The 14,989-nt window shown below is 39.3% G+C and carries 15 protein-coding genes; all 15 read left to right on the forward strand.

Going from position 1 to position 14,989, the window contains the following annotated elements:
- Nucleotide 1: 1 nt before the first annotated feature.
- The 15 genes from IGJ55_RS05125 to IGJ55_RS05195 all read left to right on the forward strand — a co-directional run bounded on the left by IGJ55_RS05125 (nt 2) and on the right by IGJ55_RS05195 (nt 14,899).
- Complete coding sequence (locus IGJ55_RS05125) at nt 2-1,300, forward strand: complex I 51 kDa subunit family protein (protein ID WP_430607586.1); 1,299 nt, start codon at nt 2-4, stop codon at nt 1,298-1,300.
- A 1-nt stretch (nt 1,301) separates the two neighbouring features.
- On the forward strand, nt 1,302-4,019 hold the full coding sequence (gene fdhF, locus IGJ55_RS05130) for a formate dehydrogenase subunit alpha (protein WP_430607589.1): 2,718 nt from the start codon (nt 1,302-1,304) through the stop codon (nt 4,017-4,019).
- Between the two features lie 15 nt (nt 4,020-4,034).
- Nucleotides 4,035-5,237, forward strand: a complete 1,203-nt coding sequence (locus IGJ55_RS05135; RefSeq protein ID WP_207121024.1) for a molybdopterin molybdotransferase MoeA — start codon at nt 4,035-4,037, stop codon at nt 5,235-5,237.
- A 187-nt stretch (nt 5,238-5,424) separates the two neighbouring features.
- Nucleotides 5,425-5,925, forward strand: coding sequence for a cyclic pyranopterin monophosphate synthase MoaC (gene moaC / locus IGJ55_RS05140; RefSeq protein ID WP_069639560.1), 501 nt, complete (start codon nt 5,425-5,427; stop codon nt 5,923-5,925).
- 25 nt (nt 5,926-5,950) lie between these two features.
- Nucleotides 5,951-6,916 carry a GTP 3',8-cyclase MoaA gene (gene moaA / locus IGJ55_RS05145; protein ID WP_430607591.1) on the forward strand — a complete coding sequence of 322 codons (966 nt, stop codon included), beginning with the start codon at nt 5,951-5,953 and terminating at the stop codon, nt 6,914-6,916.
- 5 nt (nt 6,917-6,921) lie between these two features.
- Nucleotides 6,922-7,356: an MOSC domain-containing protein gene (locus tag IGJ55_RS05150; RefSeq protein ID WP_430607593.1), complete on the forward strand. Its 435-nt coding sequence runs from the start codon at nt 6,922-6,924 to the stop codon at nt 7,354-7,356.
- A complete protein-coding gene (locus IGJ55_RS05155; protein WP_069639557.1) occupies nt 7,349-7,822 on the forward strand; it encodes a MogA/MoaB family molybdenum cofactor biosynthesis protein in 474 nt (157 codons plus the stop codon). Before IGJ55_RS05150 ends, IGJ55_RS05155 begins: the two co-directional genes overlap by 8 nt.
- Before the next feature lie 15 nt (nt 7,823-7,837).
- Complete coding sequence (locus tag IGJ55_RS05160; RefSeq protein ID WP_069639556.1) at nt 7,838-8,812, forward strand: molybdopterin-binding protein; 975 nt, start codon at nt 7,838-7,840, stop codon at nt 8,810-8,812.
- Between the two features lie 25 nt (nt 8,813-8,837).
- Entirely contained in the window at nt 8,838-9,656 is an 819-nt protein-coding gene (gene modA / locus IGJ55_RS05165; RefSeq protein ID WP_207121028.1) for a molybdate ABC transporter substrate-binding protein, read from the forward strand.
- 9 nt (nt 9,657-9,665) lie between these two features.
- Entirely contained in the window at nt 9,666-10,337 is a 672-nt protein-coding gene (modB, locus tag IGJ55_RS05170; RefSeq protein WP_069639554.1) for a molybdate ABC transporter permease subunit, read from the forward strand.
- Nucleotides 10,334-11,335, forward strand: coding sequence for a sulfate/molybdate ABC transporter ATP-binding protein (locus tag IGJ55_RS05175; RefSeq protein WP_430607596.1), 1,002 nt, complete (start codon nt 10,334-10,336; stop codon nt 11,333-11,335). The genes modB and IGJ55_RS05175 overlap by 4 nt, the downstream gene beginning before the upstream one ends.
- Nucleotides 11,336-11,559: 224 nt before the next feature.
- Nucleotides 11,560-12,462, forward strand: coding sequence for an ABC transporter ATP-binding protein (locus IGJ55_RS05180; RefSeq protein ID WP_429950587.1), 903 nt, complete (start codon nt 11,560-11,562; stop codon nt 12,460-12,462).
- Nucleotides 12,452-13,600: an ABC transporter permease gene (locus IGJ55_RS05185; protein WP_430607599.1), complete on the forward strand. Its 1,149-nt coding sequence runs from the start codon at nt 12,452-12,454 to the stop codon at nt 13,598-13,600. The genes IGJ55_RS05180 and IGJ55_RS05185 overlap by 11 nt, the downstream gene beginning before the upstream one ends.
- Entirely contained in the window at nt 13,597-14,721 is a 1,125-nt protein-coding gene (locus tag IGJ55_RS05190; protein WP_430607601.1) for an ABC transporter permease, read from the forward strand. The genes IGJ55_RS05185 and IGJ55_RS05190 overlap by 4 nt, the downstream gene beginning before the upstream one ends.
- Nucleotides 14,722-14,743: 22 nt before the next feature.
- Nucleotides 14,744-14,899 (forward strand): hypothetical protein, encoded by a 156-nt coding sequence (locus IGJ55_RS05195; RefSeq protein ID WP_167351667.1) that lies wholly within the window; start codon nt 14,744-14,746, stop codon nt 14,897-14,899.
- The last annotated feature ends 90 nt before the right edge of the window (nt 14,900-14,989 follow it).

The following is a 14,989-nucleotide window of genomic DNA, read 5'->3' on the forward strand; positions in this document are numbered from 1 at the left end:
AATGATCCAACGAAATCAACCGGTTTTACTAGAACGTACGATGAAAATGAAGCAAGCCACAAATGTAGAGGAATACCAGCAATATCAGGGGTTTGCAGGCTTGTTGAAGGCTATCGAGATGGATAAAGAAACAATTTTAGCTGAGTTGGATCTTGCGCATTTACGTGGACGTGGTGGAGCAGCTTTTCCATTAGGGAAGAAATGGCGCCATTTATACGGTGCCAAAGGAGATACGAAGTATATTGTTTGTAATGCAGACGAAGGGGAACCTGGAACGTTTAAAGACAAGGCTTTATTAGAGCATGATCCTTTGAGTGTGATCGAAGGAATGATCATTGCAGGATTTCTTTTTTCCGCTAAAGCTGGTTATATTTATATGCGCGGTGAATATCTGCGGATTCAAAAAATTTTTCAAGAAGCGTTGGATAATGCTGAAAAAGCAGGATTCTTAGGAGAAAATATTTTAGGAATTGAAGGCTTTAATTACAAAATTACAATTATTTCTGGGGCTGGAGCATACGTTTGTGGCGAAAATTCGGCACTGTTAAATTCAATTGAAGGTAAAACCGGCAGACCTAGAGTAAAACCACCACACTTAGCAGATGTGGGGTTGTATTTGAAGCCAACTTTAGTAAATAATGTGGAGTCTTTTGCTGGTATTCCAGTTATTTTACGAGAAGGTGGTCAAGCTTATCGTGATTTAGGAACGGAAGATGGTGGAGGTACGAAGCTCATTTGTCTGTCTGGACATATCAAAAATCGTGGATTATATGAAGTAAATCTCGGGATACCTCTAAAAGAGATTTTGTATTCCGAAGAATATGGTGGTGGCTCGTCTACGGGTCGCCCGTTGAAATTTATTCATTTCGGCGGTCAATCAGGACCGATTGGTGCGGTACGCAACCTTGAGGAGTGTATTTATTCCTATGAAGGGTTGTGGGATTATGATCTAGCCATCGGTTCAGGTGCTATTGTTGTGATGGATGATCAAGTAAATATCGTTGACTATTTAGTGAGTGTTGCGGCGTTCTTTGCCCATGAATCGTGTGGGAAATGTACCCCATGTCGCTTAGGGACAACACGGATTTTAGAATTATTAGAAAAATTCACTACTCGATCAGCTGCGCCCGAAGATCTAGAGCGTTTAGAAAAAATGCTGATGCATGTCACGAATCTTTCGGCTTGTGGGCTAGGTCAATCTGTGGCGAATCCTATGAAAAGCGGACTTCGCTATTTTCCAGAAGAATTTGAAGCAGGCATTCAAACAGCAGTTGGATCAGTAAAAGGAGGGGGTTGGTAAGATGGAAACAACACTAAAAACAGCGACTGTCACATTGTCGATTGATGATTATCAAGTAACAGTTCCAAAAGGGACCACGGTTTTAGCAGCTGCCGAAAAGCTAGGCATTGAAATACCAACGCTTTGTCATTTAAAAGAATTAGCTCCTGATGGCTCATGCCGAATGTGTACAGTCGAAATACAAGGCGGACGCAAAGGTGGTTTGACGACTGCTTGTACAGCGCATTGTCAAGATGGAATGGTGGTTCATACAGCATCGCCTAGAGTGAATGACTCTCGTCGGTTTGTATTGGATCTTCTATTAAGCAATCATAAGTTAGATTGTTTTTCATGTGGTAAAAATGGAGAGTGCAAACTACAAGACTATTGTCTTGATTATGGAATTGATGAGACTAGCTTTACAAACGGCAAACGTATGTCGTGTCATCAAGAAGATACAAGCAATCCATTCTTTGACTATGATCCAGAAAAATGTATTATGTGTCGTCGTTGCTCGAAAGTTTGTCAATTAAGACAAGGACGAGATGTCATCAGTATTGCTAAGCGTGGTTTTGATACAAAAATGACCCCTAGTTATGGCGCTGCATTCGATCAGTCATTATGTGAATCGTGTGGAAACTGTGTTTCTGCTTGTCCAACGGGTGCTTTAGTCAGTAAAGACCACAAAAAGTATCGTGCGTGGGAAACGAAAAAAATACCGACAACCTGTCCACATTGCGGCACTGGTTGCCAAATGAACTTAGTGGTGAAGGGCAATCGATTAGTTGGAGTAGAGCCAATCAATGGAGCAGCAAATAAAAACCTTCTTTGTGTAAAAGGGAAATTCGCCTCTTATAAATTTGTTGGTTCAGGCGATCGACTCACAGAACCATTGATCAAGCGTAATGGTGTTTTCGAACCTGCGACTTGGGAAGAAGCGTTGAGCTTAGTTGCAGACAAATTCAGTCAATTAAAAGCCGACCACGGGGCAGATTCCTTAGCGGGATTTTCTTGTTCTCGTTCGATAAATGAAGATAATTATGTGTTTCAAAAAATGATGAGAGCGGCTTTTGGAACAAATAACGTAGATAACTGTGCCCGCGTTTGTCATTCAGCTTCTGTACATGGTTTAGCACATACACTAGGATCAGGTGCAATGACTAATCCAATTGCAGATATCACGACAGATGTTGATGTGATTTTACTAGTAGGTTCAAATCCAGAGGAAGCCCATCCTGTGATCGGCTCTCAAATTCGACAAGCGATACAACATGGAACAAAAGTGATTGTCGTTGATCCACGGAAAATCGACTTAGTGAAAAATAGTGAACTTCATCTACAGATTCAAGCGGGAACAAATGTAGCTTTCGCAAATGGGATGATGCACGTGATCTTAAAAGAAGGCTTAGCTGACCAAACTTTTATTGAAGAAAAAACAGAAGGGTTTGAAGCATTAGAGCGCTTGGTTGCAGAGTATACTCCAGAAAAAGTGGCAGAAATCTGTCATATTGAAGCAGAAGATTTGATCAAAGCCGCTAAACTATATGCAACGGCAGAAAAAGCACCAATTATTTATTGTTTAGGAGTGACCGAGCATTCTACAGGGACAGAGGGCGTGATGAGTATGTCCAATCTGGCTATGTTAGTTGGAAAAATCGGCAAACCTGGTTGTGGTGTCAATCCATTACGTGGCCAAAATAATGTACAAGGTGCGTGTGACATGGGCTGTATGCCGTATGATTTTCCAGGTTATCAAAAAGTTGCGAACCCAGAAGTGATGGAAAAATTTGAAAAGGCTTGGGATGTATCATTAAATAGAAAAACGGGTTTGACTTCAACCCAGGTATTACCAGCGGCAACTGAAGGGAAAATCAAAGGCTTGTATATATTTGGAGAAGATCCGATCGTCACAGACCCAGATACGAATCATGTACGCAAAGCGCTGGAAAATCTAGAGTTCTTTGTGGTACAAGAGTTATTCATGACGGAGACTGCCGCTTATGCAGATGTTGTGTTGCCAGGAATCAGTTATGCAGAAAAAGATGGTACCTTTACTAACACTGAAAGACGGGTGCAGCGTGTCCGAAAAGCAGTGGAACCAAAAGGGCAAGCAAGAGAAGATTTCGCTATTTTTTGTGACGTGATGACTCGTCTAGGTTATCCGTGCCATTATGATTCTGCCCAAGAAATTATGGAAGAAATTGCTTCTGTCACACCAACATTTGGTGGGATTACTTATGAGCGGTTGGAAAAAGAAGGGCTGCAATGGCCTTGTCGCACGTTGGAAGATGCTGGTACACCGATCATGCATGTAGGTGAATTCACTCGGGGCAAAGGATTATTTATGGCAATTCCATACAAAAAAGCTAGAGAACTACCAGATGAACGCTATCCGTATCTAATGTCGACGGGTCGAATGTTGTATCATTACAATACTCGCGCTATGACTGGACGGACCGAAGGAATCAATCAAATTTCGGATCGATCGTATATTGAAATCAATGCAGTAGATGCCAAATTTTTGGGGATCGAAGAAGGGGACAAAGTCAGAGTTCGTTCTAGACGTGGGACGATCGAAACGTATGCAGCTGTTGGGAATCGAGTCTTTCCACAAGAAGTGTTCATGACGTTTCATTTTCCAGATGCCAATGTAAATGAGCTGACGAATGCTGCCTTTGATGATATCGCGATTATTCCAGAGTACAAGGTTTGTGCGGTGTCTATTGCACCAATCAAGTAAAAAGGAGCGCTTGTAATGATTGAAGTCGAAGAAGCGCAACATAAAATCAAACAGGTTTTAGCGCAGCAAAAGAAAGTAGAAACAGTCCCGCTTATAGAAGCCTGTGGACGAGTGTGTGGCGAAGATATTTTAGCAAAAGTAGCCGTTCCTCATTTTCCTAGAGCGGGAATGGATGGCTATGCAGTGGTTGCAAAAGAAACACAAGGTGCAAGTCGTGATCGACCAATTTGTTTAAAGGTAGTCGGCTCGATTTTTGCTGGGGATGCGCTTGACAATCTAGAGCAAGCACAAGGAACAGCTGTTAAGATCATGACAGGCGCGCCTATCCCAAAGCCATATGATGCTGTGATCAAGCAAGAACGCACAGATTATGGCGAGAGTACTGTGCTGATTTATCAAGAAGTCAAAGTAGGAAGTAACTATGGATGCATCGGGGAGGATGTTTCTGCTGATCAAAAAGTGCTATCAAAATACCAATTACTGAATAGTCGGGCAATTGGTATTTTGGCTGCACAAGGAATTGAAGAGGTCACTGTTTTAGCCCCGATGACAGTTGGAATACTTGCTACTGGTAGTGAATTGATTTCTTTAAAAACACCTTTAACTTCAGGAAAAATTTATGACAGCAATCTCTATACTCTGGCTTCCTTCATTCAAGCCAGTGGCAGCAAAATTATTTTCATGGAACATTGTGCAGATGAGATTGACAGTATTTCAAGTGTTATTAGAGAAAAAATACAAGAAGTCGATATACTGATCACCACAGGAGGAGTTTCTGTAGGAGAAAAAGACTATGTGCCTCAAGTGATCCAACAGCTAAAAGGCAAGTCGCTGTTTCATTTTGTGAAAATGAAGCCAGGCACGCCGATGATGGCCAGTCTGTACCAGCAAACAGTAATGTTACACTTATCTGGAAATCCATTTGCTGCGGTGGTCAATCTCCATTTATTTTATTGGTCAGCGCTGGCGCACTTTATGAATTGTCCAGAATTAAATTTAAAAAGAAGGAGCGCTCAATTAACGGAAGAATTAAAATTATCGAAGATTCGGCGTTTTGTTCGTGCTTATGAAGAAGAGGGTAGTGTTTCTTTGAAGACAAAACTACACTACTCTTCCGTATTTCATAATACATTAGAAACAAACTGCTTCATTGATCAGCCTGCTAAACGGGTATTGAATAAAGGGGATCATGTCACCGTGTATTACTGGGAATTCTAATCATTAACAGAAGATTGAGGTAGAAAATGAAGCGTACTTTTCTATCTTGATCTTTGTTTGTTAAATATGCTAAAAAAAATTATTTGTATCAGATTGTTTTTTTTTAGTTGTAGTGCTAAACTTAAAACAAAGAGAATTAGTTTCAGATAGAACAAGAAGATGAAAGCGTTTTAAGAGAGGTGTTTGAATGGAGAGAGAGCTACAATTTACCCATATCGATGAACAAGGAAAGGCTCGGATGGTTGATGTTTCTGATAAGAAAGCAAGTGAAAGAACAGCGCTCGCATATGGTGAGATCTATATGAAAAAAGCAGTCGGCATCGGTATCAAAAATCAAACAATTAAAAAAGGCGAAGTCCTGCAAGTGGCAAGAATAGCTGGGATCATGGCAGCGAAAAAAACGTTCGAGTTGATTCCTCTGTGCCATGTACTAGCATTGACCAAGTGTGAAATCGACTTCAGCTGGAACTCAGATCAGCTTTTGACAGCTCAGTGTCTAACCAAAACAATTGGACCAACTGGGGTAGAGATGGAAGCGTTAACTGGTGTGAATGTTGCGCTATTGACGATCTATGATATGTGTAAAGCAATGGATCGTGAAATGAGAATCACGAATGTTTGTCTGTTAGAAAAATCTGGTGGGAAAAGTGGTGACTTCATCTCAACAAACCAAGTAAGCGACGAATGAAAGAGTAGGAAGGACGCGACTTCAAATGAAAGATTCATTTAATCGTGAAATTGATTATATTCGACTATCAGTAACGGATCGTTGTGATCTTCGCTGTACATACTGCATGCCGGCAACAGGGATGTGTTTTTTGAAAAAAGAAGAAGTATTGAGCCTGGAAGAGATCTTATTTTTAGTTGAAAACTTAGCGCAACAAGGGATAAAAAAAGTGAAAATAACAGGTGGTGAACCTTTAACCAGGAAAGATACCATCCCTTTGATCAAAGCAATCAAAGCCATTCAAGGAATCGAAAAGGTCACTCTAACAACGAACGGGATTCAATTAGATAAATATGCCAGTGCGTTAAAAACAGCGGGACTAGATGGAATCAACATAAGTATTGATACACTTGATCCAGATGAATTTCGTAAAATCACGAGAGTTGGGGAGTTAGAAAGAGTATTGAATGGATTACGTAAAGCGGTTGCAGTGGAGTTGCCTAATATCAAGGTCAACACTGTAGCAAGAGGCGAACTAACGGCAAAAGAAATCTGTACGATTGCCAAATTTGCAAAAGAAAGCCCCATTCACGTTCGTTTTATTGAGCTGATGCCAATTGGTTTAGGGAAAGGTTGTCCTGGGAAAACACAAGAAGAACTTATTTCAGTGTTACAAGACAATTATGGTGTACTGACTCCATTTGAACAGCGCTTAGGGAATGGACCAGCAAGTTACTTTTCTCTCCCACATTTTAAAGGAAAAATTGGTTTTATTAGTGCGCTGGGACACTGTTTTTGTGCGGAATGCGACCGTATTCGCTTCACTGCTGATGGATGCCTAAAAACGTGCCTACACATGGATGACGGGTGTAATGTAAAAGTAGCATTGCAGACAAAAAATAAAGAATTATTACTAGAACAAGTCTTTACAGCAATTCAGCAAAAACCTGAGAAACATCATTTTTTAGAGGATCAGGGTGATTCTCGGTTAATGTCTCAAATTGGAGGGTAAACATTATGGCAGTAGGTGAAATTATTGGAATCAACATCAGTGAACGACGAGGAACACAAAAAAAGGAGATAGCAGCCGTTGATTTAGTGAAGGGGTTTGGTTTAGAAAATGATGCCCATGGCGGCAATTGGCATCGACAAGTCAGTCTGTTGTCGTTTGAAAAGATTACAGAATTTAATGAAAAAGGCGCTCGTGTTGGCAATGGTGCGTTTGGTGAAAATATTATTGTTTCAGGAATCGATTTACGGAGACTGCCTGTCGGCAGTCAAATTCGTATTGGTCAAGCAGAATTAGTCGTGACTCAAATTGGGAAAGAATGTCATAAACATTGTCAGATTTATGCTCGAGTTGGTGACTGTATTATGCCAAGAGAAGGAATTTTTGCGGTTGTAGTAACAGCAGGACACATCAAAAAAGGAGACAAACTTGAAGTTGTATAAAGCTGGCATCATTACCTTAAGCGATACAGGTTTTCAGGGACTTCGTACAGATGAATCAGGCCCTATCATAAGGCACCTGATACAAGAGCAATTTGACGTAATCAAACAAGTGATACTACCAGATGAAGCAGATCAATTAAGCCCACTTCTAATCGAATGGTGTTCAACCTGTGACTTGATACTAACAACAGGCGGCACAGGTTTAGGCGTTCGTGATATCACACCGGAAGCGACATTACGGATTGCAGAAAAAGAGATTCCAGGTATTAGTGAAGGAATGCGCATGTTAAGTATTCAAAAAACGCCATTCGCCATGTTAAGCCGAGGTGTTGCAGTTCAACGTGGAAAGACTCTGATCATCAATTTACCGGGAAGTCCTAAAGGCGTGACAGAAAACTTAACCTATTTACGACCGATTTTACTTCATGCCTTAGATATTTTGACCGATCGAAAAACAGCGCATTGAGCGGAGGAAAGCAGAATGAAAGTGGTAAAAACAGTGGATGCACAAGGACTGATTTTATGTCAGGATATTACCAAAATCGTCAAAGGAAGCTTTAAAGGAGCCCTCTTTTCAAGAGGACATCAAGTGAAAGCAGAAGATATCCCTGTGTTACTTTCACTAGGTAAAGAGCACTTATTTTTAAAATCAGAAGAGTCCGATTTGATCCATGAAAATGAGGCTGCCGACTTTTTATATCATTTAATCGCTGGAGACTTTATGCGGCCGACGTCTATTTCAGAAGGAAAGATCGAGGTTGTAGCGGAAGTAGATGGATTGTTAAAAGTCAACCAAGACTTATTATTTAAGCTGAATTCAATTGGAAAAATTGCCGTTGCAACATTGAAAAGTAACCAAAGGATCAAAGCTGGGCAAAAGTTGGCTGGTACACGGATCATTCCTTTGGAAATCGAACCAGAAACCTTACTTCAAGCAGAAGAGTTACTTGGCGGAGCAGCCCTTTTATCGCTGATTCCCTTTAAGTCTGTAGTGGCAGGAATTGTTACGACAGGGAGTGAAGTTTTCAACGGATTGATTGCCGATTCCTTTACCCCAGTTGTGAAAGGAAAACTAGCGCAGTATCCGCCATGTACCATTGACTTTCATAAAATCGTCAATGATGATCCAAACATGATTACAGCAGCCATCGAAGAAATGCTGCTGGCAGGTGCAGATCTTGTTTTTTGTACAGGTGGAATGAGTGTTGATCCAGATGACCGTACGCCTTTAGCCATCAAGCAAACTGGTGCAAAAATTATTTCTCATGGGACGCCTGTTTTACCAGGTTCGATGTTATTGTTAGCTTATTTGAACGGAAAAACGATTGTAGGACTGCCAGGTGGAGTCATGTTTTCTGAGCGGACAGTATTCGATTTATTGTTACCAAGAATTATTGCGCAAGACAACATAACAAAAAGTGAAATCAATGCTTTAGGGTATGGCGGCTATTTATAAAAATAAAGTGGAAGAAGGAATAAGAATGAAACAACATCACAAGGTAAAAGTCATTCGGCTGTTGCTAGTAGCCTTTCTATTTCTAACCGCTTGTACAGCTAATGATAAAAAGACAGCAACTTCATCCAGTTCAAGCAGTCAAAGGGAGGAACAACATTTATTGATTGCAGCGGCAGCAAGTTTAGAGTCAGTGATGGAAAAACAAATCATTCCAGCTTTTGAAAAAGAACATCCTGAGACAACGGTCGAAGGCAATTATGACAGTTCAGGAAAATTACAAGCACAAATTGAAAAAGGTTTGGAAGCGGATATTTTCTTTTCGGCTGCTACAAAACAAATGGATGCTCTGGTTTCGCAAAAGTTGATCGATAAAAAGAGCGTGGTACCCTTACTGCAAAATCAATTAGTGATGATCGTTCCAAGTGCCTCTGAGGTTGATTGGCGGGACTTTAGTGACTTGAAAAAAGCGGAAATGATTGCAGTTGGTGATCCAGCCAGTGTCCCAGCAGGTCAATATGCTGAAAAAGGGCTAAAAGCCTTAGGCTATTGGGATTATGTCAAGAATCATGCTAGTTTTGGCACCAATGTAACCGAAGTACTAAATTGGGTGGCGGAAGGAAGTGCGCAAGCTGGTTTAGTTTATGCGACAGATGCCGCTTCGAGCGATAAAGTAAAAGTTGTGGCAGTTTTACCAGAAGATACGTTGAATGAACCCATTATCTATCCAGTTGCTCTAGTTGAAAAGTCGCAAGAAAAAGCTGTAGCTGAGGAATTTTTGACATTCTTAGAAAGCAAAGAAGTTGCAAAATATTTTGAAGATACTGGATTTATTATGAATAAGTAGGTGAGTGTAATGGAGTTGAGTCCGATCATTATTTCGTTTCAGACAGCGATGCTGTCGATAGTCTTGACTTTCTTTAGTGGGACGCTGATTGCTTATTTTGTTTTTCGATTAAAAAATCATGGGCTTAAAATTCTGTTCAACAGTCTATTTACCTTGCCGCTGGTGTTGCCACCAACGGTTTTTGGTTTCTTCTTACTGGATATTTTTGGGGTGCAACAGCCGATTGGCAAATTCTTATTAGATTTTTTTGCTGTCAAAGTGGTCTTTTCTTGGACTGCTACGGTGATTGCAGCAGTCGCGGTGTCGTTTCCATTGATGTATCGTTCAGCAATCGCTGCTTTTGAGCAAATTGAACCAGATTTGTTCGCTGCAGCTCAAACGTTAGGATTCTCAGAGAAAAAAATCTTCTTTAAAATTGCGCTGCCTCTAGCGCTCAATGGACTTTTGGCTGGTGGGGTATTGGCTTTTGCTAGAGGATTAGGAGAATTTGGTGCAACGACCATGTTAGCAGGAAATATCGCTGGCAAAACCCGAACGCTGCCATTAGCGATTTATTCGGCAGTGGCGGCTGGTGATTGGTCCTTAGCTCAAAATTACGTGACAGTTATTGTGGTTATCTGTTTGCTCATGTTATTTTTGACAGAGCTTTTCAGTAGAAATGCCCGGAGGAGACAACTATGAAACTTTTCGTCGACATTCAAAAAAAGTTGCGGGATCATCCGTTACAAGTCGCCTTTGAAATAGAAGCTACAACATTAGGCATTTTAGGTGCATCAGGTTGTGGGAAGAGTATGCTGCTTAAATGTATTGCTGGAATCGAAACACCAGATTCAGGACGGATTCAATTGGGGGAGCGTGTGTTGTTTGATCAGGAAAAAGGAATCAATTTGCCACCGCAAAAGCGTAAAGTCGGCTTGTTGTTTCAGCAATATGCCTTGTTTCCTCATCTAACGGTGTATAAAAATTTAAGTTGTGTGACAAGTGATCAAGGATTGATCTTAAAGTTATTGCACATGTTTCATTTAGAAAATGTAAGAAACAGCTATCCTAGGCAACTATCTGGTGGACAAAAACAGCGCGTGGCTTGTGCGCGGATGTTAGCTTTTGAGCCGGAATTGTTACTGTTGGATGAACCATTTTCGGCTCTAGATACAGCTTTAAAAGAAGAACTGCAACTGGAATTACACGATCATTTAGCTGATTTCAAAGGCAATGTGCTGATTGTGAGTCATAGCTTGGATGAACTGTATCGATTGTGTCCGACTTTAGCGATCTTAACTGAATCAGACTTAATAAAAGGCAACACAAGTGATTTATTTAAGCAGCCGCAAACTGTTGAAGCTGCACGCTTGACTGGGTGCAAAAATATTTTTTCTGTTAAGCCACTAGATGCCCATTCCGTTCAGGTTGATGGGTGGAAAATACCGTTGTCAGTTGCAACTGAGGTCCCGAAAGATTGTCGTTATATTGGAATCCGAGCACATGATTTAGTGTTAGATGATACGGCAATTAATCAGTTAGATGTAGAGTATATCAGCAGCCAGCAAACACCATTTGAGCAAAATGCTTGGTTCAACTGCCAAGAAACCAATCTTTGGTGGAAAGGCAACAAGCAGATCGAAGCGGCCAGAATTAAACGATTCAGCCTTTCACCAGAAGCAATCATGGTATTAAAATAAGCGAGTGATCTGTTATTTAAAGTCTAATTTGTCACGCATCCAAATAGTCGCAGTTATGGCGGATATTTTGGGTGCTTATTTAAATTGAACAAATCTGACCTTCTTATTTTATTCACATATTGTTCATCGAAAATGCAAGGCTCTATCTACTGCTTAATGATAGAATAGTAAGTGTACGATTGCAGAGAGAAAGCAATTAAGAAAAATTAGGAGAAAAATGAAAAATGGGGAAAATTTTAGAAATTAAAGGAGTAACGAAATACTTTGGTGAACAGCAAGTTTTAGATGAACTTGATTTTTCGTTGGATGAGCCCAAAGTTTTGGCCTTAGTAGCACCGAATGGTACTGGAAAAACAACGTTATTAAATAGTATTGCAAATATCGATCAAATAGATGAAGGAACGATTCGAGTATTCGACCAACCACATACGGACTATCAGTTATTTTATAAAATGTCTTATTTACAAGATTCATCGATTTTATATGGTCATTTGACTGGATGGGATCATTTAGAATTTGTTCGAAAAGAGCAGGGAAAATCAAAAGAAGAACTACAACAGTTGATTTTAGATTTGGACATTGGCACATACATGAAAAAGAAAGTAAAGCATTATTCATTAGGAATGAAGCAGCATCTACTATTAGCAATCGCTTTGATCAATCAACCTGCATTATTGTTGATGGACGAGCCGTTAAATGGACTAGACCCAGATAGTATCATAAAAGTACGAACGATTATTCGTTCATTAGCGAGTAAGGGGGTATCGATGATTATTTCTTCGCATAACCTTGACGAAATTGAAAAAGTAACAGACAACGTAGTCTTCTTATACGAAGGGAAATTGATCGAAAAAGAAGAGGTAATGATTGATGCGATAGAATATACGATTGTTTTAAAGGAAGTTGAAAAAGCACTGTCCTTTTTATCAAGAATCGATGTTACTTGCACCAAACTTTCTGACTATAAGTTTGTAGGAACATTCTCCAAACAACAATTTTCTGTTTTTCGATCCTTTTGTAAAGAGCAGGAAATAGAATTATTTGATTGCCAGGTAACCCACGGTCAACTTGAAACAATTTACTTCAATTTATACGAAAAAAATAGCGAGGCTCAATATGATATTTGAATGGAAAAAATGGAGTAAGAATCCTAAAAATATCTTATTGGTGAGTTTAGCACTGCTCTCAGTTTTTGTTTCTTTAGCAAATCTTTATGATAAGAATCAAGAAGCAGATCAGGCTGTTTTTGAGCATCTCAAAGCAATCAATGATGAGATCGACCCTCCTCAAGGATATTCTGGTCCGTCAGAGAACTATAAATTATTATTGCTCCTAGATGAACATGGGGAGCTACCTTCTAGCAAAGAACGAGCACTACAAAAAATCTTGATCGATATTGTTTATCTATTAGAAGATGAACATACCGCTCAGTTAGAAAAAAAGTGGACTAAAAAAACGACGATCCAAACGAACCGCCTCAAATTACAGCAAAAATACCTAGATTTAGGCGGGGAGCCCTGGCGTAGTGAAACAAACATTGCAGAGCAACTTGCTCGTAATCAATGGCTCCTTGAGCGGAAAATCCCTGTAGTAGAGTTAGAAATAGGACAACAAGGTTTTTATTTTGTTTACTATTTACTAAATCATTGGATGAATTTTCTGATCGTCATCATGATTGGTTTATTGTTTTTTGATTTTCTGACTAGTGAATATGAACGGAAAAACTATTTATTTATGGCCGTTCAACCAGTAAGTCAAAAACGATTTTTTAAACGTAAATATATCGTTGCGCTCAGTATTTTTATTGGTGGTCTGATCACTTTATTAGTGTTAGGCTTCGTCGTAGCAAGTATTTTCCATGGAACAGGCTCATTGATTTATCCTGTCTCCATTTATCAGGGAACAACAGTCAAACTGATTCCATTATGGCTCTTTTTACTTAAAACCATCAGTTTACAATTACTCTTTATTTCATTTACACTTAGCTTTTTATTATTGTTGTCTAAATGGCTAAAAAATGCTCTAGAGGTATTAGGCATATTTCTAGTCATTATGTTTGTTCCAATACTTATAGAAAAACTGCTGCCCAAGATTCAGGCAATCAATGCGTATCTTCCTTTTTTCTATATGGATCTGTCACCTAAAATAGCTGGAGGCAGTGGTAACGTTTCAAGCTCTTTTCTTACGCAACTGGCTATTTTAATCAGCTGGAATCTAATTTTAGCTCTAGTTTGGCGACTGAATTGGAAGGAGAAGAAGCGATGAATCTACTATTATTTGAGCTAAAGAAAATAGGTCATACACGTAAGACGTATTTATTTCTAGTGCTTGGTCTTCTTATGGCGGTGATGCTCTTTCTATTGAATGGCTATCTGGGACAAAAAGAAAATAGTTTGATCAATTCTTTAGCAAGTAGTAAAAAAGCAGTTATGGGTCAAAGTCAGTATAGTGATGAAATCGATCATTTCTTAAAACAGACAAACCAAGACATAGAAGCACAGGAAGAAGGGTTTCGCACAGCCGCTGATCAGGGAAAATCATTAGTTGGAGAGTTGACATTGCCAACATATCCATTTTATCGGACGATGTTAAATAATGAGCTAGCAAAACAGAAAATCCCTCCACAATCGATGCGTTATGGAACAAAGAATACTGTTTTTACGGCGATTTTATTGACTTACTTAGTAAGTGGCTTTGGGATCATTTTGTTGTTATTCTTGTTTGGGGATAGTCTAACGAAAGAAATCGAAGAACGGAGTTTATATTTTTATTTTTCTCAACCGATTAAGAGAAGTCGTTTATTTTTTATGAAATATAGCCTAGCTTGGGTTCAGTCGATGCTCATGATTGGAGGGCTATCACTTTTTGGGTTTATAATAGCGAGTCTATTTTCGGGTAAAAGCTCATTTTTTTACCCAGTGATTGTTTTTACAAAAACGTCGATGAAATTCATCCCGATTAGTCAATATATTGGACAGTTGTTGTTTGTATTTGCTTTTGTCTTGGCATTTGTTTTGGCGCTTCACTTTTTGGTCAGTATTTTAGTGAAAAAAACGAGTTTTAGTATCATTGTGACCTTATTGATTTTGTTTGAAGGGCACACAATAAGTACTTTAAACAATGCGCTTGTAAGGAAGTACGCACATGTGAATCCATTTACCTACTTGAATGTGAGTAAACTATTTGTCGGTTACGATTTTCATCCCTTTGAATTATTTTCAATTGAAAACCAAGAATATTATGCAAATTGGTGTCTGCCTAGAACGATGCATAATGAACAACTCAATAGTTTGAATGGTGTCATTGTTTTGAGCTTAGGGACAGTCATTTTGCTAACGCTGGGCTATGTTTGTTTTAAGAAAAATGTTCATCGATGGAAATTATAAAAATAGAAAGAAGTGAACTGGTTTGAAAGACGATGAGTTTATTGATTATTTAACGGTTGCACTTAAAAATTTAGGATTTACCAAAGCTGGGGTCTTCAATGTAGAAGGAGAAGTGAAAAGGCTGCTTAAAACTTATTCAGTTGAAGAGATAAAGTCTAAACTAGCACAAATGAAATAGGAAACTTTTAATGAGGCTGAGACACAAACGTTCGGCCAGCTGACAGGTGACTGAGTTGTAACTCCTAGAGTTATATCTCGGTCATTTTTT

It is taken from the genome of Enterococcus sp. AZ170 (genome assembly GCF_050545135.1).
Classification (GTDB): Bacteria; Bacillota; Bacilli; order Lactobacillales; family Enterococcaceae; genus Enterococcus_L; species Enterococcus_L ureilyticus.